Origin of the sequence: Bacillus sp. AR13-1, assembly GCF_008042285.1 — a bacterium.
In the GTDB taxonomy this organism is placed as follows: domain Bacteria; phylum Bacillota; class Bacilli; order Bacillales; family Bacillaceae_G; genus Bacillus_A; species Bacillus_A mycoides.
The window spans coordinates 17,752-44,001 of sequence record NZ_QNUA01000014.1 but is presented as its reverse complement, the minus strand read 5'-3'; the positions used below and the strand labels follow the sequence as shown (position 1 = coordinate 44,001).

At 35.1% G+C, this 26,250-nt stretch carries 25 protein-coding genes and 1 pseudogene; 25 read left to right on the top strand and 1 reads right to left on the bottom strand.

Annotated features, from left to right (window positions below):
* Nucleotides 1–608 precede the first annotated feature (608 nt).
* The 8 genes and pseudogenes from DN408_RS12610 to DN408_RS31380 all read left to right on the top strand — a co-directional run bounded on the left by DN408_RS12610 (nt 609) and on the right by DN408_RS31380 (nt 10,231).
* The gene (locus DN408_RS12610) at nt 609–1,751 is read left to right on the top strand and encodes a hypothetical protein (RefSeq protein WP_002166821.1); all 1,143 of its coding nucleotides are present in this window, start codon (nt 609–611) and stop codon (nt 1,749–1,751) included.
* 706 nt (nt 1,752–2,457) lie between these two features.
* Nucleotides 2,458–3,411 (top strand): hypothetical protein, encoded by a 954-nt coding sequence (locus DN408_RS12605; protein WP_002166820.1) that lies wholly within the window; start codon nt 2,458–2,460, stop codon nt 3,409–3,411.
* A gap of 19 nt (nt 3,412–3,430) precedes the next feature.
* Entirely contained in the window at nt 3,431–4,924 is a 1,494-nt protein-coding gene (locus tag DN408_RS12600) for a CpaE/TadZ family protein (protein ID WP_002166819.1), read from the top strand.
* A gap of 16 nt (nt 4,925–4,940) precedes the next feature.
* Entirely contained in the window at nt 4,941–5,390 is a 450-nt protein-coding gene (locus DN408_RS12595) for a hypothetical protein (RefSeq protein ID WP_002166818.1), read from the top strand.
* 31 nt (nt 5,391–5,421) lie between these two features.
* Nucleotides 5,422–5,820 (top strand): DUF4320 family protein, encoded by a 399-nt coding sequence (locus DN408_RS12590; protein WP_002166817.1) that lies wholly within the window; start codon nt 5,422–5,424, stop codon nt 5,818–5,820.
* Nucleotides 5,821–6,078: 258 nt separating this feature from the next.
* Nucleotides 6,079–7,434: pseudogene (locus DN408_RS12585) on the top strand (S-layer homology domain-containing protein).
* A gap of 147 nt (nt 7,435–7,581) precedes the next feature.
* Nucleotides 7,582–9,930 (top strand): hypothetical protein, encoded by a 2,349-nt coding sequence (locus tag DN408_RS12580; RefSeq protein WP_002166814.1) that lies wholly within the window; start codon nt 7,582–7,584, stop codon nt 9,928–9,930.
* 139 nt (nt 9,931–10,069) lie between these two features.
* Nucleotides 10,070–10,231: a hypothetical protein gene (locus tag DN408_RS31380; RefSeq protein ID WP_002166813.1), complete on the top strand. Its 162-nt coding sequence runs from the start codon at nt 10,070–10,072 to the stop codon at nt 10,229–10,231.
* Between the two features lie 183 nt (nt 10,232–10,414).
* On the opposite strand, the gene DN408_RS12575 is transcribed toward DN408_RS31380, so the two are convergent.
* Nucleotides 10,415–10,606 carry a hypothetical protein gene (locus DN408_RS12575; RefSeq protein ID WP_002166812.1) on the bottom strand — a complete coding sequence of 64 codons (192 nt, stop codon included), beginning with the start codon at nt 10,604–10,606 and terminating at the stop codon, nt 10,415–10,417.
* Nucleotides 10,607–10,981: 375 nt separating this feature from the next.
* On the opposite strand from DN408_RS12575, the gene cpaB reads away from it, so the two are divergent.
* The 17 genes from cpaB to DN408_RS12490 all read left to right on the top strand — a co-directional run bounded on the left by cpaB (nt 10,982) and on the right by DN408_RS12490 (nt 26,243).
* Nucleotides 10,982–11,842, top strand: coding sequence for a Flp pilus assembly protein CpaB (gene cpaB / locus DN408_RS12570; protein WP_002166811.1), 861 nt, complete (start codon nt 10,982–10,984; stop codon nt 11,840–11,842).
* A gap of 16 nt (nt 11,843–11,858) precedes the next feature.
* On the top strand, nt 11,859–12,680 hold the full coding sequence (locus DN408_RS12565; protein ID WP_147740131.1) for an AAA family ATPase: 822 nt from the start codon (nt 11,859–11,861) through the stop codon (nt 12,678–12,680).
* A gap of 17 nt (nt 12,681–12,697) precedes the next feature.
* The gene (locus DN408_RS12560) at nt 12,698–14,131 is read left to right on the top strand and encodes a TadA family conjugal transfer-associated ATPase (RefSeq protein ID WP_002166809.1); all 1,434 of its coding nucleotides are present in this window, start codon (nt 12,698–12,700) and stop codon (nt 14,129–14,131) included.
* Entirely contained in the window at nt 14,124–15,056 is a 933-nt protein-coding gene (locus tag DN408_RS12555; RefSeq protein WP_002166808.1) for a hypothetical protein, read from the top strand. The genes DN408_RS12560 and DN408_RS12555 overlap by 8 nt, the downstream gene beginning before the upstream one ends.
* A 1-nt stretch (nt 15,057) precedes the next feature.
* Nucleotides 15,058–15,924, top strand: coding sequence for a hypothetical protein (locus tag DN408_RS12550; protein ID WP_002166807.1), 867 nt, complete (start codon nt 15,058–15,060; stop codon nt 15,922–15,924).
* A gap of 43 nt (nt 15,925–15,967) precedes the next feature.
* A complete protein-coding gene (locus tag DN408_RS12545) occupies nt 15,968–16,174 on the top strand; it encodes a hypothetical protein (protein ID WP_002166806.1) in 207 nt (68 codons plus the stop codon).
* A gap of 62 nt (nt 16,175–16,236) precedes the next feature.
* Nucleotides 16,237–16,440, top strand: a complete 204-nt coding sequence (locus tag DN408_RS12540; RefSeq protein ID WP_002166805.1) for a hypothetical protein — start codon at nt 16,237–16,239, stop codon at nt 16,438–16,440.
* Nucleotides 16,441–16,511: 71 nt separating this feature from the next.
* Entirely contained in the window at nt 16,512–16,718 is a 207-nt protein-coding gene (locus tag DN408_RS12535) for a hypothetical protein (RefSeq protein WP_000879954.1), read from the top strand.
* 72 nt (nt 16,719–16,790) lie between these two features.
* Nucleotides 16,791–17,396: a WxL domain-containing protein gene (locus tag DN408_RS12530; RefSeq protein ID WP_147740130.1), complete on the top strand. Its 606-nt coding sequence runs from the start codon at nt 16,791–16,793 to the stop codon at nt 17,394–17,396.
* A gap of 73 nt (nt 17,397–17,469) precedes the next feature.
* Nucleotides 17,470–18,555, top strand: coding sequence for a WxLIP family cell surface protein (locus DN408_RS12525; RefSeq protein WP_147740129.1), 1,086 nt, complete (start codon nt 17,470–17,472; stop codon nt 18,553–18,555).
* 29 nt (nt 18,556–18,584) lie between these two features.
* A complete protein-coding gene (locus DN408_RS12520) occupies nt 18,585–20,510 on the top strand; it encodes a WxL domain-containing protein (RefSeq protein WP_147740128.1) in 1,926 nt (641 codons plus the stop codon).
* A gap of 40 nt (nt 20,511–20,550) precedes the next feature.
* A complete protein-coding gene (locus DN408_RS12515) occupies nt 20,551–21,096 on the top strand; it encodes a hypothetical protein (RefSeq protein WP_147740127.1) in 546 nt (181 codons plus the stop codon).
* A complete protein-coding gene (locus tag DN408_RS12510; protein ID WP_002139708.1) occupies nt 21,093–21,716 on the top strand; it encodes a hypothetical protein in 624 nt (207 codons plus the stop codon). Before DN408_RS12515 ends, DN408_RS12510 begins: the two co-directional genes overlap by 4 nt.
* A 100-nt stretch (nt 21,717–21,816) precedes the next feature.
* On the top strand, nt 21,817–22,044 hold the full coding sequence (locus DN408_RS12505; RefSeq protein WP_002139707.1) for a hypothetical protein: 228 nt from the start codon (nt 21,817–21,819) through the stop codon (nt 22,042–22,044).
* Between the two features lie 455 nt (nt 22,045–22,499).
* Complete coding sequence (locus tag DN408_RS12500; RefSeq protein WP_002139706.1) at nt 22,500–23,051, top strand: hypothetical protein; 552 nt, start codon at nt 22,500–22,502, stop codon at nt 23,049–23,051.
* A 113-nt stretch (nt 23,052–23,164) separates the two neighbouring features.
* Nucleotides 23,165–24,940, top strand: coding sequence for an LPD1 domain-containing protein (locus tag DN408_RS12495; RefSeq protein WP_147740126.1), 1,776 nt, complete (start codon nt 23,165–23,167; stop codon nt 24,938–24,940).
* Entirely contained in the window at nt 24,930–26,243 is a 1,314-nt protein-coding gene (locus DN408_RS12490) for a DUF3854 domain-containing protein (protein ID WP_147740125.1), read from the top strand. Before DN408_RS12495 ends, DN408_RS12490 begins: the two co-directional genes overlap by 11 nt.
* Nucleotides 26,244–26,250: the final 7 nt, after the last annotated feature.

Below are 26,250 nucleotides of genomic sequence, written 5' to 3'. Positions count from 1 at the left end.
TCGAAATCAAGGTGGTGTGTTGATTGAGCGACAATTGATTAGGTGAGTGTCGTGAAAATAATTGGATTTTAAACCATATTTAGTTGGTTTTTGATTGAGAGGCGATCATGTAGATGTTTAATGTGCAGATTTTCGTTCGTGTTAAGTTCACCAGGTTGTTACTTTTGAAAATCAGCTTGCAACCATGAAAAAAACTATATATGATGTAGTTACTTTAATAATTTCATATTTTTCTAGATATAGATTTATTAATAATATAACATTTATATAATGTGAAAATAAAATATAATAAAGCAAAAAAAGGTTCATCAGCCCAATGAAATAGCGCCAACTATCTCATTGTGGTTAACCGCGAATCGCTGAAACTCTAAATCTTTTTCTAGAGCGCGGTAAACAAAGCTTCTAAACCTTTTTTGATTTGCATGAAATTATAAGATAATTTTACTGTATCTTATGTATTTGTGCAACTTAAAAAGGGGATTTCTTGCGTATTTTTAGGCATTGTTTACCGTGGTTATACATGTATTGCTTTTTTAAAGAGTAGTATTTTTGTATACGTGGTATGACAGTGCCTTTTTTGTGCTCTTTTGAAAGGAGTTAGCAACATTATGAATACGCAAATGGCTTTTTCCCAGCAGAACTTTAAGGTTCATGGGGTTAAGTTTTTCGATGGATTATTAAACATCGTGAAACTAGAAAATGAACGGAAAGAATTACCATCTTCAGCTTTAGCTACTTATATCTTGCTTCACTTTGAATGTAATGATATTGGAATGCTACCACGTGAATTTCAAATCATGGATCTTGCTAAGAACAGTGGGATTCCCTACACAACAATTTATACGGGGTTTCAAGTTTGCTTGGAGCGTAAGCTCGTAAAAGAGACACCTGTTGGAAATCGTACTGTATATGAGGTTGTAGATTATGCCTTGTATAACCATACTGCTGCAGAAACTACAAAAACTACAGATATATCACTATCATATTTCCGAATTCCATTTCATCTTATTCAAACAACTATACTTAGTAGTCTTGTAAAGGCTCGTGATAACAGAGGGATTATGTTCCTATTAGAATTAATAAATACTTTTTCTAGAAAAATTGGTATGGAGCATTATAAGCACCAGATTCAAGAGTTCGAGATTACAAGAAGAATGGCTTTTTTAAAGGATAAATTGAATCGTAATGCAAAGAAGGTACGACAATACATAGAAATTTTAAAACCAATTGTGCAATTTACAGCAATTGATTCTAAGGAAAAGAAGTCTAGCGAATCTCGCATAGCGCGTGTTAGAAAACAGGTGAAACAAGTCATCATTGAAAAGTTCAATGTGGTGTTTTCTTCAAACTGCGTAATTGAGAATGATAAAAAAGATTTACATAGGCCGGTAGCGAAATGCAGAAAGGAAGCAGTATCTCGTTTAAAATATATGGGACAATCATTACGAAAGAAAGATCGTGAAAATATGATGATTGCATTTAAACAGGAAATTGTGGACATTGCTGCATACATGCCAACAAAGGAAAAACAAAACGAATTACTGATTACCGCAATGACTTATGCATTAGATCAGGTTGAAAATTATTCGAAAGAGCAAGAAATATTCTCTATTCCTGCATTTATGCGAGTACAATTTAGAGAATCCTGGACTGATTTTACGGAAAAAAGCTTGTCTGTAGAAGAAAGGCACGATGTAATGATGAATTATTATAATCAAAATGGTGCCTATCCAGACTTCATAAAATCTTAAAAAATATAGTAAGCAGCAGCCCTTGTTAAAAAATCACATAAAAGCAAGGGTTATTTGGCATGTTCTTTAATTTGAGGACATGTTTTTTTGTTAAGGAAATGTCTTTACCGGCGCTTTTACGTAAATATATAAACAGTTTATGCTGCTTTTGGATACGATTCATTTTGTTTATAATTCGATTCAATACTTGTGATTATCTTAATACTATATATTAAAACTTGTGAATTCTTAGTAATATGATATTTAGCTTCTTAATTTGTGTTTTTTATGATTCATTACTTGTATGTAATGGGGATAGTACGATATGTAATTTGGTTTATTATAAAAGAACGTATGGTATATAAGGATTCATAAGCACTTTTATTTTCTCTTTATATTTAATAATTGAGTTTAGTTATATATGATTCTTGTATTATTTATATAAAATACTTGAATATATTTTTATTTGAAATATTGTTTTCTTTAGATTAGATACATAAAAAATAAGAAAAATATAAGTGAATATATTAGCATTAGGATTTTTTGAAACTGTTGACTTTTAAAATTCAGAGATGTATTCTTATACATGAACAACAATTTACTAAGAGAAATATACAAATTAATAGATTCATTCTTTAGCTAAACGGACACACCGAAGGCACATAACCTGCCATCGGTGTGTCTTTTTTTATGTATTAATAACATTTGAAAGGGAGAAATCAGAACTATGAATGAAATTGTAAGCATGAGTAAAGAGAGATTTGCAAAGTATTGTGAGGATAATTCAACGTTTGAAGAAAGTATTAGTCGTATCATTAATCATTACTTTTTATTGTTAGGTAACAAAGCTAATATCCTACAAGAAAGGGAGTTTAATAACGAAGTTGAAGAAAAGAAATTTAAGAACAATGTAAAGCGCTTTGAAACTCTATTCCCAGCAGCAGCCAAGAATGCATTTTTAAAAGGATATCAACTATGCCTTGAGTTTGTACATCATCCTGAAACCCACATTCCAGAGGAGCTATATACTGATTCGAATCTTATTAAAGATATTCCTTTTGCTTTAGTAAATGCATCTGAGTTTGAATTATATGAAATCATTCGAACAGATGAAACACAGGAATTTAGTGTATTTGCAATACGAACATTTGAGGGGATTCGTCCATTACTAGAACAAGTATTTTGCGAAATTGCATTTGCTGGCGCTGAATGTGCGTTTGAACACGAACGATTGGAAAAAGGATTGGAACTAGTAAATGGGGATACCACTACTTTAACTAAAGTTCCTGTAGATCGTCTTTTTGCAATTACGCCTTCAGTAAATGGAGTTGTTGTGCATGCGGAAGAACATTGTGAGATTTGGAATCTAACTTGGAATAGCGGAGTAACGATAGACAATCCTTTCATTGAGCTTGCAGAGGTTACATTTATTCATCAAACAAGAGATATGATTCAAAAAAGCATTGAAGATGGTGTTTTATACTACAGAATTCTTTATCTCGATACACCATTAAATGAAATTCAAGATCGACTGGAAATACGAATAAAACTTAATTCTGATTTTGAGGCACCACGACCATTGGAACAAGTTGAAGTGGAGTATATTCTGAATGAGATTTTTGGGAAGATTCATCAACAGGCGCAAATTCCAATTGAAAACATGATTTTAATCCAACGCTAAAAGTTAAAGGAGGTCTACCATGGTCAAAAAAATTGTATTAGCCATCAGTGATACTGTATATACGGCATATTTACGAGAAGATTTTGTTGGCGCGGGATTTGAAGTGGCTGATAGTGATGTGATGCATATTAAATATCTAGATGAAATTCTAGATACGGAACAACCCGAGATTCTATGTATTAATGACAAACGATTAAATATTGATGCGGGACAGGAAGATAAACGTGAATTGATTATCTTACAGAAGTTAAGGGATATACGTTTTAATCGAGATATTCGTATTGTAGTTTTTACAGAACGTGAAAATGATGATGAGTTTTTAGCGAAACTGATTTATCTAGGTATCTATGACATTTTCAACTCTCGTAGAATTGATATTGATAATAAAGTCATCCCGCAGTTGCTACAGGAGTCGGATATTAAGAATGTAGCTGAAATTGTAGGAACAAGCCAGGCTCCGAAACAAACGAAATTGCCGGACGTGCCTACTGAGGAAGAAGAGGAAGTGCCAAGTGATGAGGAAGAAGAAAGCAATGATGAACCTTCCTCTAAGTCAAAAATATTTAAAAACAAACAAAAACGTAAGTCTGTCCAAGAGGAAACAGTAAAAGCACCAATTATTAAAAAACAATATAAATTATCATTTGAGCCTGTATATGAGAAGCAAATAGGTATAGCAATTCCAAGGAAAACAATTGTTGTGGCCAGTATGAATAGGAGAAGTGGAGCTACTTTTGTTTCACATCTCCTAGCTGCCTATTTGAATGAACTACAGATTGATGTGAACTATATAGAGAATCTATACGATGAGGGATATACGTATCCACTATTAAAGGGCTACACAGAAGCACCAGAAAATTATCGCAGCGAGTTCATGTTACAACGCTATAAAGAGATGCTACAGAAGGAATCCGATATATTATCTATTCCAAAGTGGAAGCAAGGAAAGATAAACTTTATCGTAAAGAATCCGATTGTAGACCAAGAATTAAAAAATGAAACAGAGCAGGACTTTGACCATTTTATTAAGGTCTTATTGGGGAACCAAGAAGCACCTATTTCTATTATTGATGCAGGGAATGATTGGGACAAAGATTTATACCATGAGATATGCGAAATGGCTGATTATATATTCTTTGTAGCGGAGCCAGATCTTCATCAAATGTTAAAGATAGCACACCCTCTTACGCAAAAAGAAAGAAAGTTAGTTTCCTACTTAGCATTAGAGAAAACAAAAGTAATTGGGAATAAATTTTCATCATCATTGTTAAAACACGAGGTAGTGGAAGAATGTTTAGGACAGAAGTTATTAGCAGCTATACCACCTTATGGGATTGAGGATGTATTTGAAGCACAGTTGAATAGTAGTACGTTACTATCAAGTCGAAACTATTATAGAGAGTTAGAAGGAATAATGAAGAAGATAGCAGAGTTATTACTACCAAACGAATTGCTGAACCAGAAGAAAAGTTCTATATTAAGTGGATTTCGTTTCCGAAAGACCGAAAATTAAGAAGGGATGATAAAAAATGCAAAAATTTATAATAGCTGCAGGTGCGCTACTTTTATTCATAGGCTGTCTTTTCTTTGTAACAGATATGGTGATTGGGGATACAACACATACTGACAATAAGGCTGCATTAAAGAAAGGGAACAATACTGCCTTATATAAATCAGTAAAAGTCGGTACTTTACGTGCTGAGGAAGAAATAGCAATTGATCCAGAACTAGCAAAAAAAGAGTTCGAGCAAGCGTACAAGCAGAATGCGGCATTCAAAGACCCTGCGTCAAAGCGTGATTTTTCTGTTCATGTTATCCAAGACAAGCCAGCAATGATTGCAGTTGAGGGAGATGTGGATGCAAAGAGCTATCTAAAACAATTTGATGAAAACAAAGGAACAATTAAAAGTAAAGCACGAAACATCTATATTTTTGAGTCTACCTCTGATAAAAAACAACCTGGAGGAAACATAAAATAATAGGGCCAAGAACTGTAAGGAGTGAACCAGTATGCAAAATACCGTAACAACAGCTCTATTATTAACTCTTTTTCTATTCTTTATCTCTTTAATCCCGGAAGGCGTACTATATGGTATTCAATTGGTCAAAGCGCATAATTTTGCTTCTAATACGATAGAGTTAGCTGAAAGAACAGGCGGATTTCAATATAGTTATAATGGGGAAAATGTAGATTTAATCCCTGATATTGAGAAAAAGATGAAGGCAGATAATATGGATGGATGGAAATATGAATTTACAAAAGGACGAGTAGATCGTAACCAACCTCTTTATTTTAAGATTAAATCGGAGCATCAGTTTTATATATTTAAATTGATTGGTGTTGACGGAGTAAAAGCGCCAATTTGGAGCAATCGTGAAGGAGTAGGAAAAGTATTCTTTCGTGAATAGAGCAGACATAATATAAATCTGGTAAGAAAACTATGCTTAGAAAAGTGTAGTTTTTTTGCTAGAAAAATATATTTAAAAATAAATATATAAAAATACTTTACAAGCCTATTTCTATATGGTAATATTTTCCATATAGAACAGCGGTTATAAAAAAACGCTAATCAAATAATTAATATGTTAAAACATCTAGATTTTATGTTTAATTTAGGTACAATAAGAGAATCTATAAAAAAACTAATATATTCGGAGGAACAAACAATGGCTAACAAATTTTTAAAAACAGCAACAGCACTAACAATTATGGGTACATCACTATTAGGAGCAGGAGCATTTACAGCGAAAGCAGCTGATAACACAGATTCATTAAAATTCAATGACGTTCCAGCAAATCACTGGTCTACGAAAGCAATCTATGATTTAGCAAACCGTAAAGTAGTAGCAGGATACGGAAATGGACAGTTTGGTTTTGGTGACAATGTAACTCGTGGACAGGTTGCTCGTATGATTTACGCATACGTAAAACCAGCAGATGCAGATGCTAGTTTCAAAAATCCATTTACTGATATTAAGGGACACATGTTTGAAAAAGAAATCTTAGCACTTGCGAAAGCGGGTCTAGTAAGTGGTTATGGTGAAGGGAAATATGGTCCAGATGATATTTTAACTCGTGAACAAATGGCACAGGTACTTACTAATGCATTTAAATTTAAGGCGACAACTACAACTTCATTTAAAGATGTTGATAAAAACTCTTGGGCGTATAACGCAATTAATGCTTTAGAAGAGAATGGTGTTACTTCTGGTACAGGAGGAAATATGTATTCACCACAAATGCATGTAACTCGTGAGCAATACAGTCAGTTCCTATATAACTCTATTAATGTAATCGAAAAAGAAACAAAACCAGAAGAAAAACCAGAAGTGAAGCCAGACCCGAAACCTGAAACAAAACCAGAAGAAAAACCAGAAGTGAAGCCAGACCCGAAACCTGAAACAAAACCAGAAGCCAAAACCTGAAACAAAACCAGAGGAAAAGCCAGAAGTGAAGCCAGATCCAAAACCTGAAACGAAGCCAGAGGAAAAACCAGAAGTGAAGCCAGACCCAAAACCTGAAACGAAGAAAAACCAGAAGTGAAGCCTGAGACACCTAAATTACCGGAGGGCTTAGATGTGAATATTGCATCTGAAGATTTCAAATATTTCCCTGAAGCGTTAGAAAATCCTACGGTCAAAAAACAGCTATCTTCTGATGCGCAAAATATCTTAAAAGGTATTAACAGTAAGTATAATACTAATCTAAAATATGATAGTCTTTTAGGTGGTGTCTACATAGTAGATAAAAATATGTACTTACCAGAAGGTACAATTGGAGCGCAATTTGTTGTGGTAGGCGGTGGAAATGACTTTAAAATTCTATTCCTTGATAATAACGAGGCGACTGTAGAATTAACAAAGAAATGGGTAACTTTTATGAGCGGTTTGAATTTAGACAAGGAAATTCAAGAAACAGTTGATGCACAGGCAATTAACAATTATGAAAAAGGTAATTATAAGGTTCGTGTGGGACATTCAACAGCAGAGCATACAATGTATGTGGAAGTAGAGCCTAAATAATTTTTTAGTGTTTACATTTGAAATTTAATATCGTATAATTGTATAAAATTAATATAATAATTATTAATAAATACGTAAAGGACAAACCTTACGTACCTTCCCAAGGTACAGGTTTGTCCTTTTTTTGCGTTTAAGGAGGAAAATTTTATGAGAATGCGAAAAAGGTTATTGTTAACTTGTACCTCTTTAATGTTGGCATTGCCATCAGTAGCAAGTGCGGGGAATAGTGATGTACCATTTTATGATGGAAATGAAACTACGTCTTTAATATCAGACGAATTACAATTGAAAGGGAAATTACTTAGACCTGGAAGTGGATATAAATCTGAACAATTATTATATAGAGCAGATTTACATTTTCCAGCAGTGTATAACGGTTCGTTTAATTGGGATAATCCGTGGGAAAATCTGGTCCAAAGTGAAGATAGGTCAGAACCTTACATTCGTATTGCAAATGATGGATACATTAACGGTCCAGTTCCAGCTGGTGATCGTATGGTAACAGAAGTTGAACACGTGAGTAAGTCTGTTATTAAAGATAAATATTGGGGGAATCCAGACTTTGTTTTAATAAATATGGGGAAACATAACATTATAAGGTTTAAAAGTTCCAATGAATCTTTAGGAAAGTTTTATTGGATTCGTGACTTAGCTTATCTTTCTGGCGGATATGCAGGGTCTGGTGCTGTAGATGATGTTAATAAATATAACTTATGGTATGTACGTACAAGTATTCCTGAAATTGAAGATTTTAAAGCTTCTAGTGGTGCAAAGAATGTCCCAGTAAAATTTACATTTAACGGTTTTGAGTATGTAAGTAAAAATAAGGGTTATAATGACCGAGATCCAAATGGAACAACTGTAAATCCTTATCAAAAAGCTGCTGGTGAACGAAATCGTGTGAAATGGATGCTAGACATTACAAAAGATGGTGAAACAGTGCATCACCAAGAAAATTATCTACGTTCGAATCCACAAAAAAATAATGATAAACCAAATGAAGGCGATGCAGGGAATTTTACTAAAGCAGATGTAAGCTGGCAGCCGCAAATGTGCGGGCGTTATACTGCAAAAATTAAAGTTACTGACGCTGTTCAAAGGGATTCAAATGAGAAGACCATAAACTTTAATGTGGATGGTAACTGTGGTACAGAGGTTACACCTAACCCAGATCCAGGCAATGAAGATGATTACAAATTTAAAATTGATTTCTCGGCTGACCGAATTGAAGGTGAAACAGCAAGAGAAGGAAAGAATATTAAAACAAGGGTAGATGTATCACGTGATAACTTTAAACAAGAACGTGACGAATATAGAACGAAGGTAAATAACAACATTAATAAGTCTCAGCAGGAAGTAAATAGCACTGAATCAGATAGAGATAGCGCTCAATCAAGTCTAAGTTATTGCCGTCGTGATCCTATTCATGAAATAGATGCGGAAGGAAATCACCACTATTATGATAGGGACTGCTCATGGGAAGAGAATAGACTAGACAACGCTGCGGGTAGGTTAGATAAGGCAAGAGAGAAGCTAGATAAAGAGAAGAAAAAAATTAAGAAGTTAGATGGATTAGAAGAAAAATATGTGAATCCTGAAACAGTTGTGGTGTTAAAACATAATGGGCAACAAGTGGCTTCACAAAAGATAAGACTAACAGAGGGAGAAAAGAAAACATTGAATTTTGATTGGCAGCATAAAGGGAAAGGAACAATTCAGGCGGAAATTAACCCTGCTGGTAATCGTATAGATATAGAAGAAACCACATACAAAAATAATCCTATTAAAACAGCTATCTATGCACCATCACATGAAAAAGGGATGTGTGGTGTAACTAGCGTAAAAAGTGTGGTAGAGACAGTCAGTGAGCGTGTTTCTAAAGATGATACAGTTGGAGAAATGTATTATGAAACATTAAGTGGAAGTATTGATAATCTAGTACCTTCTAAGCTTCATAGTGGATATGGATTCACTTATGAAGTAAACGGAAAATACAAAAATGATTGGAATGCAAATTACCCTGGTGTATTTACAGAAGCAACGGCGCAATATCCTTTTGCCGATGAAGGATTAAAAACTACACAAGATTTGGAGCGTGTTTCTAATAATGGATTGACATCGAAATTCCTACCTAAAAATATGTATTTGTCTGAAATAACAGGTCTTGTATTTGATAGTAAAAGACCGACTAAGTCTCTATATTGGGATGGACAGGAAAAGATGATTGATGGGGGACGCAAATGGTACGCGCCATTGAAAAAGAAAGATGGTAAATATAATTTTACAGTTGAAACACCCCCTGCGGGAATTAATGAAATGAGTTTATGTATGACAAATCAAGTAGAAATCAAAGGCGCAGCATACGATGATTTTGTAGATAGAGATGTGCTTGCAGATCTTCCATTCCCTGTACAAACACCAGGATGGAACTGGGCAGGAAAGGAACATATTATTACTGACCTGTCAGACTGGTACTATATGAAGAATAGAAATTAGTTAAGTAGTTAAGTAGTATTGTATAATAAGTTGAATTAACACAATAATATATCCATCTTAAACTAGTAGCTGAATGGACAAACCAAAGGCACATCCCTTAATGGGATGTGCCTTTTTTTCGTAGAAAGGGGAATTTGGAATGGACAAAAAGAAAAAACAACGTGTGAGACGTGCAATTTTCATCGGGGTTGTCGCAATGATTGTATCTCTGTGCATTGGCAGTGAATTTCAGGATCGTGATGGGAAAAGCTATGCTCCTGCAAAGTATTTTGAAACAGGAACAAAATTGATTTCGTTTTAGAAGTAATTTTATTTATTTCATCCACTATAGTGGATGCAGAGACATGACATGGACCATAGTTGATGTTATAATATGTGTAGAAGTATTACAAAGATAGTTTTTGCATAAACTAATAAAGACGAGATGCTTCAACATCTCGCCTTATGTAACTGCTACCGCAAGGTGGATGGTTGCTAAAAAAGTTTATTTTTTCTTAGAACCGCCCTTCACACGCTTGCAGGCATTGTGGGTGGTTCTTTTCGTTTTTCGTCGCTTTTTTAGTATTTGTTTCCAAGACTTTGATAGGAATTTACCTACCCGTTTTGCAAAAAATACAGCGACTTCTCTAGCAATAACTTTTACAATTTCAATTGCTATAGTGAAAAGTATATCCATACGGTCACCTCCTTTCTCCATAAAATGAAAGAGAAAGGATAGCAACCGACCACCCTGAAATATTCAGTTACGTTACATCTATTATATCATATTTAATGGGTAGTTAATAGCTTAAAAACCTTGATATGACAACGTTTTTAAAGGTTTTTTGTTTTTTGTAATTCGTGCGTTGGAATAGAAAAAATAGGTTTTTTTTTAGAAATGATTGACATAAAACCGTATATATCATAATATTGAAATTGTAATATTAAAGAAAACAAATCCAACATTTTCATATAGACTTTAGATTAGCTAAAAGGACACACCTAAGGCGCTTTATGCCATAGGTGTGTCCTTTTTTTGCGTTTAAAGGCTACATAAGGAGGAACACAAACATTGAAGCCATCTAAGTTTCAAAAGAAGCAGATTGCTGCGGTTGGTCTTGCCGCTGCAACAGTCGCTGGTATCTATGGATACAATCATTTTGCAGTGGAGAATGCAGTAAAACCAACAAAGATTGTCGTAGCCGCAAAGGATATACCCGCTCATACAGAGATTAAAGAGTATATGCTAGTTGAACGCACATTACCTGGTGATTCCATTCCACCCAATGCATTACGCGTGAGTAAGAAAGAGGTCGTAGGAAAATGGACAAATGATGGGCAACCCATTACAGAAAATAGCTATCTCTTCAAAAATAAAGTGGTAAAGAAAGAAGAGTTACCAGACTCTGCAATATTAAACCTAAAAAATGAAGAAGTTGCTTTCCCATTACTCGTTGATCTTGAAACAAGTTCCGGGAATAGTATTATTCCTAACACATACGTGGACTTGTATTTCAAACAGGTTGTGAAAGAAGGAGACAATGAAAAGGTTGTATTCGGTGGTCTTTTCCAACGTGTACGTGTTACGGCTGCAAAAGATAGTAATACAGAAGATGCATTCGTGTTAGAAAAGAAAGAATCAAAAGAGGAACAAGAGGGGAAACAAAAACCGAAGGTAACTCGTTTATATACATTAGCTGTTTCACCAGAACAACTCCAATACTTAAATCGTGCGAAAATGCTTGGTGATGTGATTCCTGTTGCAGTCGGACAAAAGGTAGAACAAACAGGGAAGGAATTACAACCAGCGGAAGGGTTCTCGCAAATATCTGATCAGAAGAACATTTTAGACTATGTTGAGAAACATTCAACCAATCCAATTTCTAAAAATGTAAAAGAATTTGTTGCACAGTATCTGAACGAATCCAAATAAGATAGGGGGTATTAAGATGGAGCGGCAAGTCAGAATGGTTGCTTTTTATGCGACAAACGAAAATGTAGGGAAAAGCACGTTAAGTATTGCGATGGCAAATGAGTTAGCTCATTTAGGGAAAAAGGTGCTGTATGTAGAAGCAGACCAAGTAAGGCCGAGTTTTGCAGTTGGAACAGGTCTTAGCCATGACAGCAAAAATATGTTAGAGCTTGTGAGAAAAGAAAATGAGTACAATCTCTTGCAGTACATTTGCACAAAACAAGATTTACTAGAGAAAAAATTGAATCCAAGGTTGATACAAAAATTGCACGATAAGATGGATTTTCTGGTATTTCCATCAGGATATAACATGGCTCACTTCCCTGAAATTCAAAACAAAGAATTATTTGTAACGACATTTATCGAATCACTTGTAGCCACAGAATACGATTACATCATTTTATCTGTACCAACTGAATTATCAGAGGTACTAAGTTACCCAATCTTATATCAATCAGATATTGTGGTTTATGTGTTAAATAGTAACCCTCGTGGTGCTTTAGCAATTAAGCAAGAATTACAGCTGATAGAAGAAGCGAAGCTGACATTACCTCGTATGATTCATGTTTTGAACATGGGAGATGAGAATTATGTAGAAGATATTGAAAAGCTTTCTTCTCAAAGAATTGCGGTGACTATTCCATATGACAGAGATCGTACAAGTTACGAATGGGGAATGCAGATTGGTTCCCCACAAATTAATACAAAGGTCCATCACATTATGGAAGCAGCTGGTCTTGATATTACATCCCAGCATACATCCTCTATGAAAAAGGGTATCTTTGGTTTTCGAAATTAAAAGGGGAGGTTAGTAGTATGTGGGGCTATTTACAGGCAAAACAAGTCGCCTTAAAACGAAATCGAGTAGATTTATACCATTTTGGGTATATGATTCGTTCCAAATCGGCTCGGAAATTAGGAACGACTACAGCACAACAAATTAAAGATACAACGGATGAGATTCGTGCATTTTTAGTGAAAGACCATCGTGATATTTTAAGTGAATCCTTTATGAATAAAGAGAAGCGAGCCACTATAGAAACTATCATTAAAAACTTCTTATTAAGTAATCAAGTTGTTATCGCAGATGTACCTTCTGATCAGTTATTAAACATGGTATGTGACGATATTGTGGGATTTGGGATTATAGAGCCTTTGAAAGAAGATAAGGACGTAACCGATATTTATATAAATGGCACAAAAGAGATTATTTACGAAAAGATTGGCGAAGGAGAATGTACATTTCCTTACCGGTTTGAAACGGAAGAAGAAGTGAAAGCTTTAGCCTATAAGATGGTAAACAGTACTTCAGAATCCTTAAATACAGCTAAACCCTATGTAGACTGCGTATTTCCCTATATACGTATCAATATTGCATTAGATGAACTGGGTGGACTGGGTACAACGATAACGATTCGTAAGAATGCGGATCATCTTCGTGCCTCTGAAGAACGCATGTTATCTACGAATCAGGCAACGAAAGAAATGCTAGATTTTTTAGCAGCAGCTGTAAAAGCCAAAATGAATATTTTAGTGGCGGGAGCAACAGGTACAGGGAAGTCAGAGTTTATGAAATATCTTGCTTCTCATATTCCGAAAGGGAAGAAGAAAGAACGTACTCTCGTAGTAGAAGATAACCCTGAATTATATTTGCATCGTATCTTTCCAGAACATCATTTTGTTCCGATGCAGTGTAGGGCATCGGAAGTAGAAGAGAATGCAATTGATTTTGATAGATTGTTGACGAATGCATTACGTCAAGGGCCAAAGAGATTAATTGTAGGGGAATCAAGGGGGAAAGAAGCATTAAAAATGCTGAATTTCTTCCAAACAGGACACCCTGGCTTTACTTCAGTCCATGCAAGGAGTGCGAAAGAAGCAGTAAGACGTTTAATGCTCATGTGCCTGCAAAGTGGTGCGAACATTGACGCTAAGTATTTATATGAATTAATTTCACAGACGTTTGATGTGATTGTCTTTTTAGAAAAAAAAGATGATGGGAATCGCTATATTACAGAGATGATTGAATTATTGGATTATAAAGATGATATACAGTTCAATCAGCTTTCTCAATTTATTCCGACAGGTGAGGAATACGATGAAATGAATGAGAAAGTAGGGAAGATTCATGGAGATCATATCATTACAGCAAAAATGTCAGCTGAAATGGAGAAGAAATTCCGTTCTTCTACTGTAAATCCAGCTCTTTATGCACCATTCCTTACACATAAGGAGGTGCAATATGCATAGTTTGTTAGCTTATGGATGTATATTCCTCATATTCATGAGTGTACTATTGTTAGTTTTACTGTTTACAAAATCTAAGGGTTCTGCCCTTTCCCAATTTGTACAAGAAAATGAGAAAGAAGAAAGACGCTTAGAATTACGGAATATCAAAGGAATACGAATGTATCTTCCACAATCCGTTATCCTAGAAGCCCAAAAGTACGAGTGGAAACTGACGAAAAGTATGTACTGGTTATATACGGTACTCTCAGGGATGAGTATTGCGGCAGTATTCTACTTTTCCTTTGGAAGAGATTCTTTTACACTCATTTCCGCTTTATGTGGGTTTTTAGTGCCGAGATTTCTTCTCTATCGAAGAAAAAAACGTTACTACTTGGTTGTCATAGACCGTCTATCTATCTATATGAAGGCTACAGCGAATGCGCTTCAAATTAGTAATAACGCAAAACGAGTGTTACTTCAGGTGAAACCGATGATGCATGACAGTATTCAAGAAGAAATAGAAAAAGTTTCTCTTTTATTAGAAGGGGGAACAACGATGCACCGTGCATTTAAAGGGTTTAATGAAACCTTTAATTTCAGAGAATTGGTATTCTTCCACGAAATGTTGGAAGTATGTAGCCGAGAAGGTGGAGCAAATTCAGTGCAAGTCTTACTAGATATTGCAGAAGATTTCGAAAAACAAAAGCTATACCTGGCAAGATTGCGTTCTAGTTTGTCGCAAGCGCAACGTGCTTTTGTACAGAACTGCTTAATAGTCATCGCAATGCCGATTGTCATTATGTTGATGTCAAAAGAGGCATATGGATTTTTGGCAGGTTCTATGATGGGGAAAATTGCATTAACAATAAATATGTTTATTGTATTTTTCCTAGCAACACGTGTAGAAAAAATTGCAAATTATAACCCGACAGAAAGGGGGGAATAAGATGGCTGCGTTTTTAGGTTTAGTCATATTTGTTGTCATGTACTGGGTATTCTCCACCTTTCTACAAAGTAAAAAAGACAGTGAGAGTGTACTTACTCATTATGTAGAAAATGCGAAGCGTATTGAAAAGAAGAATTTGAATCAAATGATGCTTGCTCCTTTTCAATCGTTATCACATAAGTATCTGACAGAAGAAAAGAAAGAGCAGATTCAGAAAAAATTAGAGGAAGCTGGCTTGGATACGAAACCAGAAGAATATTTAAAAATGAAGGTTGCGTATCCCGTCATTTTCACATCTGTTTTCTTAATTTGTACCGTATTCCATGATTACTACGTATTTAAAGTAGGCGTTCTGGTTTCACCACTGCTTTACTTCTATCCAGATTACTTATTAAAGAGAAGAATAAAGCAGGCGATAGAAGCAAGGAAGTTTGAATTGCCAGAGTATTTAATTCCGTTGCTGCAATTGTTAAAGACACATACAACATTAGAAGCAGTAAAAAAGGCACAGATATATGCAGGGAGACATCTTAGTCCGTATGTATCTACTCTTACAGCAGAATTAGAAATGTATGCGGGCTCGGATCAACCGTTTAGGAACTTCGCAGCAGCTCTAAATAGTCCAGAAGTAAATACCTTTACGATTGCGTTACAACAAGCGCAAAAAACGGACAAGGTACAAAGTCTTCGGATTATGGATTCGCAAATTAAAATGATGCGTGAATTAAAACATGAGAACTACAACCGTCTGATTCAAGATAAACCAATGGAAATGAATAAATTTAACGTTGCGGTTATTGGTTGTATCGTTATTTATCCAATGGTCATTGTTATTCAATCCTTAACACAAGGATTTGCAAGTTTATAAAAAAGATATTACCCCAAATGGAATAGGAAAAGGAGCAAAATACATGTTAACAAAAATGAAGAATTGGTTAAAAAATGAAGACTCACAATTATCATCAGAAAACGGTATGTTAATCGCCTTGGCGGTCATTATCGTATTAGTCATTGGACCGTTTGTATGGAAAGCAATTCAAGGTGGATATGACACAATTCTAGCTCGATTCACAAAAGCATCAAGCAATGCAGATGTAGATTCTTGGAACAAGAAATAAAAGGTTAGTTTCATAATGTTTGTTAGAAATAGCTCAAATAAATAGATAAGGGAGATTCAATCATGTTAGCAAAAATGAAGAATTGGTTAAAAAACGAAGATTCACAGTTGTCGTCAGAAAACGGTATGCTAATCGCTTTAGCGGTAATTATTGTACTTGTTATTGGACCATTTGTATGGAAGGCAATCCAAGGTGGATATGACACAATTCTAGCTCGATTCACAAAAGCATCAAGCAATGCAAATGTGGATTCTTGGAACAAGTAATAAAATTTTAATTAGGTAAATTCTTATTCTAGTAGTTTCTTAAAATCGATATATAAAGGAGAAAAAATAACATGTTAGCAAAAATGAAAAATTGGTTAAAAAACGAAGATTCACAGTTATCATCAGAAAACGGTATGTTAATCGCTTTAGCGGTAATTATTGTGCTAGTCATTGGACCATTTGTATGGAAAGCCATTCAAGGTGGGTATGATACAATTCTAGCTCGATTCACAAAAGCATCAAGCAATGCAGATGTAGATTCTTGGAACAAAAAATAAGTTTTGGATTGCAAATAAGAGGGGGCATGTTTCATACAGCTCCCTCCTTTTAAAACATAAGGAGGTATTATGATGAGATTCAGTAAAGTAATGATTCCTACTTTAGCAACAATTGCTCTGGGTATGTCAGTAATGGGTACACCTGCAAGTGCAGCAACAACAGCTGAGACGAAATTAACACAAAGTATTACGGGTGGAGAACATAATGTTGCTGTCACACCAGTTAGTAATTTTAATGCGATAACACTAAGTGGAGAAACACAGGTGACAAATGCAAATCCTGGTGTGCTAACAGTGACAGATGCAACTGGTTCAGGGAATGGTTGGAGAATTAATGTAAAAGCAGATCAATTTAAAGTAAGTGGCGATGCAAAATCAAATCGAACACTTCCAAAAGGATCTCTAGTCCTAAATAGTGGCGGTGCTGCTATTACGAAAGTAGGAGGGACGAGTTCACCAAACCCGGAGTTTAAATCAGCAAACTTTGTAATCGACACAGATAACCAGGTTACAATTTTAAATGCGAAAAAAGATGAGGGCATGGGTAAATACAATGTCAGTTTCAACGATAAATCCTTGGCTTTAACTCTAAATCCACATAGTACATATGTAGAGAATAAGGCTGGTGCTACCTCATATGAGTCGAAACTTACCTATTCCATTGTAACAGGCCCCTGATTAGAAATTATAGTGCAGAAGAGATACATATTATAGATATGCTTCTCTTCTGTATATAGAAAGAAGGTGCAATATGAAGAGTTATGCTTATAAAATTTCTATTAGTATATTGGTGGGTATTGTGTTTACCTTGAGCTTATGCCTAAAACCTTTTCAGCTTGTTTATGCAGAAGAAAAACAAGATAGTCTACCATTTGATGTAGACATTCATGTTCCAGATAATCAATTAGGCGATATCAAAAACTATTTTACTTTACAGGTGAAAAAGAAACAGAACCAAACAGTGAAAATGGATGTACACAATAAAGCTAATACTCCAATCAAAGTGAATGTAAAAGTGGCTAATGCTCTCACCTCAACAAACGGAGGTATTATGTATGTGCCAAACCGTGAAGTTTCACAAAGTACGTTAATGGATACAGATTTTTATATGGATCAGTATGTGCAAGCTCCTTCTACTGTTACTTTAGAAGGGAATCAAATGAAGACCATAGAGGTACAACTAACGACACCTAATCAAGATGGAGTATTTTTGGGCGGATTATTGTTTGAATTAGTACAAGATACAAAATCACAGGATCTTGAAAAAGATGGACTGAACTTCTCTGTACATAACCGTATCGAATATGCGGTAGCGATTCAATTGAATGCAAATAAGACTGAAGATTCCGTTAATAATGTATCTATGAAGTTAAATGGCACAGCTATTGAATCGTATCCAACACAACCGCAAGTACATGCACTTATTCAAAATACAAATGCAAATATAGTGAGGGATGTGGCAGTTTACTATGAAGTTTTATCTAAGGATAACGTTCTATTTCATGGGAATATCCCAGCGTTCAATGTTGCCCCGAAATCCAAGGTAGGATTGGCTATTCCATGGAAAGCGAAAGAATACAAAGATGGAAAGTATATGCTAAAAGTCACAATAAAAGAGAACGGTGTACCCAAAACATATACAGAAGAATTCCAGATAACTGCTTCTAATGTGACAGAGTACGCGGAACAAACTGGTGCAGTAGAGGTATTACCGACGTATTCTAATCAAACATATATGATAGTGGCTGGTATTGTTATAGTAATCATTTCAATATTTGTATTTGTATGGTGGAGAAAGAAGCATTCCAAACAGAGAGAAGAACAAAAAGCCTCATAAATACTAAAGAAGTGAAAGGAGAGGATAGGGTGAAACGGGGGAAGATTTTCACTTCGGTCATGCTTTTAACCGCCGCATGCTTATTTATAGGTATAAAAGATAACACTATATTAGCTGATCAAGCAGTAAGTCAGCAGAATGGTATTCCAACACTCACTGCAAGTGGAAAAGAGAATGAGGTCAAATTGGAATGGGCAATTGATATCTTAGATCAAGATGTACTATGGAAAATTGATTTTAATAACCTTAAAGATGTCAATTTAATGAATGGTTGGGGAGAATTTTATGGGAATGGGAATCAAAGTTTACAATCAGAAGTCTTTTATCCTAATGGTGCAGATACTAGCGGATACAAAGTATTTGATACAAAATTAGGAGGGAATCGAGTCTTATATCCCTATACGGTTAAAACAGATTCTATTGCTGTTTTTAAGCGATTAAATGTGCCCAATAATGCTTATATTTCCGCAACCTTTAAAGCAAGATCACAAGGATTGGGAAGAATTAGTTTCTATGGTGATGGAAGTTGGGAAACAGGAAGAGAATTTGATTATTATAACGCTACCGTTTTAAAGGATGTGCCATCCGGTTCGAAAGAATTAGAAATTAGTAATATCTCTTTATTTCCGGAAAGAGAACCAGGCACCAACATACCAAAGGATAGAAAACATTTAACTTCGGACATAAATAAAGATGTGTATCAAGATTCTCCGATGGTAGATAAAGTAATTCCTTATCAGGATGGTTCTGGACAGGGGAAGTTAATATTAAATAGTCCTATTATGACTCCAATGAAACAAGGTGACCGCTTAAAAACAAGAAAATGGGCAGCACCTATCCAATTACCAAATAATCGTACGGTCACAAAGGATGATTCTAATAAAGACATAAATGGATGGTCTACATTTAGTATGAATACCCAAGTTGCAAATAATCCTTTTTATATTACCGAGCAACGAGGCGTAACGTTTTATATGCTTGCGTATTCAGAAGGGATTACATATGTTGATGAATTAAAAGTGGGATATGCATCGGAGGCAGAAGTATACCGGGGGAATCAGCAAATATATAAGGGTAGACTCTCTGACTATGTAGATAAAGAGGCAAGGGATCAGGCAGCGCCAACAACACCAGAAGGTTTTCAAATTGAAAATAAAGAGCTAAAGGAAACAAAAGTAACATTTGATTCCGCGCAAGATGAGGGGAGTACCTATCATTATAAAATTCGTGGAGTTGGTAGGAATGGAGCGTCGGACTTTTCTAAGGAGGTTCCTGCAACTGTAACAAGTGGTGTGAAAGGGTATGAATATGTAGTAAATGACAAACCGGACATATCACTCGATAAAGCAAATGGCGTTCAGTTTACAAATCAGACTAGTATTCAGTTTCCGACTGATTATGCGAAACCGCAATATGTACATATCCGAACAGTAGATAAAGCTGGGAATAAAAGTGCGACAAAGCATGTTTCTACCACACAAAAAGGACATGTAGACATGCTCACTGTACCAAAAAGTGTGGAATTCAGTCCGATCCAATTAAATGGAGAAAAACAAAATTCATTTGGTACCTTAGGAAAAATCATGATTCGTGATAGTCGGAATCAAGCGGATGGATGGAGATTGAATGTGACTATATCACCATTTACAGAATCGAATATATCAAAACAATTGCCAAAGGGTTCTCTATACTTGAAAAATCAAGTGAGTGTAACAAAAGTAAAAGGGCCAGAGACAGGGAAACCTATTGTACAGATTCCCAATGCACCTATTGATAATGGGGCAGCACACACCATTATCCAGGCTACAAAAGATGTAGCAATTGGAGAATATCAAATTGATTTTGGTCAACATGCATTCCAACTTCAGCTAGATCCAGGGACAACCTATGTAGGGAAGAATGGGCAAGCAACTTATAATTCTACGGTCACATGGTCTTTAGTAAGTGGACCTTAAAAAATCCATTTAAACAAGAATGAAATAAGGAGAGAAAAATATGGGTATATATGTAATAGGAATATTGATAGGGTATATGATCCTGAATGTATTTACTGATTTGAAGTATAGAAAAACGAAAAATATGTGGCATTTACTATTCTTAATTATGGGTATAGGAATCACGTATTTTGATGGAGTAAGAACAGGGAAAGAGATTGCGATTGTACTAGTCATGGCCTTAGCATGTGGTTTATTGTTAGAGACGTTTAAATTTTCTTCACCCGGTGATACGAAAATGCTTGTGGTGGTAGCTTTGTATGTTAGCAATGTAGTAGAAGAATCGGCTATGCTTACCGCAATTACATTAACAGCTTTCCATTTACTATTCTTTTGGATTGCCAGTGTGTATCGATTAATTAAGATTTTAGGGTTTGTAGGAGCTATTAAAGACCAATTAGAGCATGCTGCCTCTATGTTTGGTGCGAAACTACCAAAGAAAGAAATACAGCTCATTCAGAGCTTTCCAGGGGCTTGTTCTATTTTATTAGGAGCACTTGTTTATGTTGTTTTCACTATATATCAAAACGGAGGTATCTTGGCTTGAATAGTAGAATCATTCATCAAAGAGAAACGTATATTTATTTCACGATATTCGCACTAGTAGGAGTACTTATTACAAATATGTTTATTAATATGGTCTTTATAATAGCGTATCCGTTACTTATAGGATTAATTGTACAGGTTGTCCTGCTTCAGAAGATAAAAAAGCCGTTTTATCGGAGCGGAAAAGAATTAACGGAACAGTTAAAACTAAAAAATATATTTCTAGTAGAATCAAACATATTAGGAGATGAAGAAGGAACTGTCTATGAGGTGCATCAAATGCCTTTTGCATTTTCTAATGGATTAATTAATAAAGATAAGAGCTATAAAGTCATAAAACAAGAGTATGAGAGAAAAGTCAAAGAGGATTTAACGAAAATTGCAAAATGGCAAGTTACAACAAAAGCTAGGCTAGTTACTACTACACATTTTCGCTTGTATGTGATTTGGCAGAAAAACAGTACAGGCTATCAGCTGAAAAAGTTAGAAGATTGTATTGATCCCTATGCAAAGATGAACCTTATTCAATGGGTTATTGCCTCCTTTTGTACAACTGGTCGTATCAAGTATGACAAACAGCCGAAAGATTGGTCTAGTTATGAATGGTTAGCATTAAAATAATAAAAGAGACTTAGGTCTCTTTTTCTTGTTATGGAAAATAAACTATTAAAAAGTGTTTTAATTTAATATAATAATATTTAAATTGAAAGGAGGTTTAAAAGTGAATCTATCAAACTTTAAAAAAGAATATAAAATAAATTTTTTATTTTGGGGTATACCAATGTTTTTCTTTATGAACCTAATATTTTACAAAGATATTATCAAATATGTTCAAAATAAAGAGTGGTTCAACCTGATTTCAGATGTTTTTATTTCCCTATTAATAGTAATAGTGGGAACGATACTATATACAGTTTTATATTTAGTGATTTCAAAACCAAAAAAATAAATAAATTTTTATGAGAAAGAAACAAAAAAGAGGGTCATTTTATTGTCCCTCTTTTTTAAAATGACGAATGAGATACGACTCAATATCTCGTGTAGGATACTTTTATTACACAGCATTTGAAAAAAATGCAAAAGAAATGAGCGGAATATCTTGATGAAACATAAAATTGTTGAAATTATGGTATGAATTCATTAATATAAAATTATAGTTATTGTTTAATTGATTCCGTTTATTCCCACACCTTATGTGTTGTGGTTGAGTTGTAGAAGCAAGTTGCGTCTTGTTTCAATTGTGAAAGGGCTTCTTTGAGCCGATTAGTGTATATATAGCTTATTTTGCTATGCACATTATTAATCGACTTGAAGAAGCCCTTTTTGTGTTGTTTTCAAGTCTGTTGAATTTATATGAGCCATTATCATATCGGGCAAAAATTATTATTTATGGGGGATTTTATTGTGAAAATGAGTTATGAAGTATCCATATTTTGTTCTGCACATCCAAATGACTTTATACCGAGTTTGCGTGCATTACGAATGAGAGTTACAAAAGAAGGAGCGTTTTGGGAACGAGATTGTTATCAGTTTTCTATTAAACCATCAAATTTGTCGCAACAAGAGGCAAAACAAGCAGGGGAAATCTATTTGTATCATGTCTATTTTAATGGATGTATACGAGATTTCCTTTTTTTATTGGAAAAGTGCTTTAGTGGGACGAGTTTTCGTTTTACAGCCATCCGTGGATTTTTAGAGGTAGAGGGATATTTGCTCAAGCAATGGAAACCGATTCTGCATAGCCATCATGTAAAGTCTTCAGATGTAGATTGTATTTTTAAGAAAGATGATCTTACAATGCTTGTTCATCATCATGGATGTTTAGAAGTGGTTAAGCGTGCGGAGAAAGGCGAACAATTAAAAAAAGTAAACTTTCTAAAGGTAGATAGCTGGTTACAATCACTTAATCCAACAAAAGAGGATTTATTCTCTTTAACAGGTGTAAGTGTATCGTAATGAATGATTTACAAAACCATATGGAAGTATGCAGACAGAGGGAAGGACAGAAATCCGTAGTGAAAAATTACTATGAATTTATGTCTTTTTATTTTAATGAGGAGGATTAGAGTATGAATTTATTTGAAATGTTTGATTTAGAGGTAGGAGAAAACGTAATGATACAAGATGTGAGAACAGATAAACAAGTTCGCAATCGATACAGTTATGATGTAGGTGAGAAATTAGTGGGAGCAAAGAAAGAGATACGAGCTTTAAAAGAATCATTTTTAGTATCATTTTCTTTAGAAATTTTAGCGGAAATTGAAAAAGAATCTGCAGTAGAGGCGCTAAATGCATTGGATCGAAACACATTGATTCCATTTTCTTTTGAACAAGAAAAAGAAAATGATATCCCGCCACATGTTGCAAAGTTAAAGCAACTACTGGTAGGTAGAATAAATAAGAAGCCAATTGTAGACACACCGACTGCAAGGAAGTTGTATGTTCAAGCATGTAGAAGAATATGGAATGATATACAGTCAGTATATACCTTAGAACAATGGGTAGATCTTGTTGTTTCTTATGGTATGGAAATGAGCAACGGTTGGTCTGCATTTAGAAAAAATAAGAGTGTCACATACACATTTAAAAGAATGGTGGAAGAATATTTTGATGAGTTTGTTGATGCAGATGGTATGGAGTTATTAATACTAGGAAAGAAATTCATATCACTTTGTACAAATTCTAAAAGTATTAATTCTACGTATCATCGTGTATCACATGAACTAACATGGAATGATTTACTTACGAAAAAGGTTACGACTCGTAAGAAATCCGCAGCTGCTTGGAGTAGGAAACTGCCAGATACCCTGCAAAGAAAAGGACCAGGATTAGAACTTGCTACCAAACCTGAAGACGTAGTTGCTATGTTTGGTTTAAAAGGAATGCAATTTGGGCATTATTGCACCGAACAATATGCAAAAGAGCATATTGGGCATGTATCTGAAGCGTTACATGATTTAGCTCGTATATTGGGGATTCCACCTGAATATATAGGACTAGGAGGACGCTTAGGACTTGCGATTGGTGCGAGAGGAAGCGGCAATGCATTAGCACATTATGAACCTTCTACCAAAATAATTAATTTAACTCGTGATAATGGAGTTGGAGCATTGTGTCATGAATGGGGCCATGCATTGGATCATTTCTTGTATGATTGTAGTCATGATTTTCAAAACGGTAGCTTTGCTTTCCTATCAAGTGGGAAGAGTGTCGGGAATATCTTGCCTGCTATTATCAAGGAAAGGATGCAAGATGTGCTAGATGTTTGTAAACAAGGAAAAGTGGCCAGAGTAATAAACGTGGAAAACGCCTACAGTAGAAAGTGGCATTTCTATGGTGGTGTTATCGATAGTTATGATGTATTTAAAGGGAATGTTTCAAATATTTTAGAATCACATCATGCAAGTTTGTACAGGAAACTTGATACTTTGTCAGGCGCAGCAAAAACGCGTATGGAACGTAAAACTGAAAAGGAATTTGAGCGAACTGCACAAATGCTAGCTGCTTTCCATTATAAAAAAACAGGGGAAAAATTTGATGAAATATCCTATCAAGCGAAAGGGTCTGTATACTTTGATACAGCAATTAAGTTAGATAAGAAGAGAACCAAAAAGTATTGGTCTACAAATCATGAGATGTTTGCTAGAGCATTTGAAGCATACGTGGAATCGGCTTTGTTAGATCAAGAACATAGAAGCGATTATTTAGTTTGTGACACACATTCTTTTGTATATCCATTAGGAGAACAAAGAGAACATCTAAATAGAAGTATAAAGAGTTTAATGGAAGTGGCAGTTCCATATATAATAAACAGTATACAAGGAGTGGGACAAAATGAACTATAACATACAAAAAGGACAGTTTCGTTTAACAAGTGCTTATCCAAGAGGGAGCTGGTGGGAATTTTACCGTGTTACGTGTCCGATTTGTCATGATACAGGTAATTGCATGCTGCATGTTTCGCAAGAGAAGGTAGCATGTACCCGTGTAGAAAGCAAATGGGTCTATGGGAAAAATACGAGCAATCCAAGCTACATTCACTACATAAATGGAAAAGATAAGTATCAATTGCCTGAGGCGGATGAAGTTCAGATTCATGATAAGAAAAGTAATGAGGAATTAGATGTGTTTAATCGTAAGTTAATTGATTTTATACCATTGCAAGAGAATCATCATACACATTTATTAAGAGATAGAAAAATGACCGAGGAACAAATACAAGTACGTCAATATCGTTCCTTCTTAAAACAACAAATTGTGTTAGAAGAGGATAACACGTATACAACCGTTTGGGAGCAGTTATTCAAACAGATTGGGAAGAAAGATTGTTGGCAGGGCGTGCCAGGCTTTTATGAAATGAAAAAAGGTACACTTTCGCTTCGTTTAATGGCAGGCTCCCCTGGTATATTGATTCCTTTTCGAAACCAGTATAATCAAGTTGTTGGATGGCAGGTTCGTGTGGATGAAGTGAAAAACTCAGTTCATGTGAAATCTGCACCTACTGGAGTTCAGGCGGAATTAATTGAACAGCCTAATGTTGTAAAGATAACTAAAAATGGTGATTGTATTTTTGAAGGCGAACTAGAAGTGAGCAAAAAGGTAGAGATTCCATTTCAAGAGGGACAAATTGTTGTAAAGATCCATAAAGGGCAAAAATATCTATGGCTCTCATCAGCAAACAAAAATCAAGGGACTGGTGCAGGTGGTAGTGAAAATCCACTTCCTGTACATGTAGCGGTACCGAGTTCTCATTTAAAACATTGGAATTCTGGTACATTGCATCAAACTAAATCAGTAATGATCACAGAAGGACCCATGAAAGCTGATTTGATTGCTGATTTGATTCCAGAGCGATTTAATAAAGCAGAACTTATTGAAGTAGGAACGACGGTTCTTGCGATTCCTGGTGTAAACGCTTGGCGAATTACTATGCCTGTATTAAAGGATATGGGCGTAGAAAATGTCTATTTAGCGTTTGATGCGGATTTAGTAGAGAATCAAAAAGTAAGGAAAGCTCTTATAGACTTTGCGACAGAGTTAAAGCGAGTGGGCTATAACGTAGTTATTGCAGCATGGAATCCAGCACAAGGTAAAGGTCTCGATGAGATGATGCAAGCTTCTTTCAAGCCTGTTTTCCGTACATTATAATAAATCA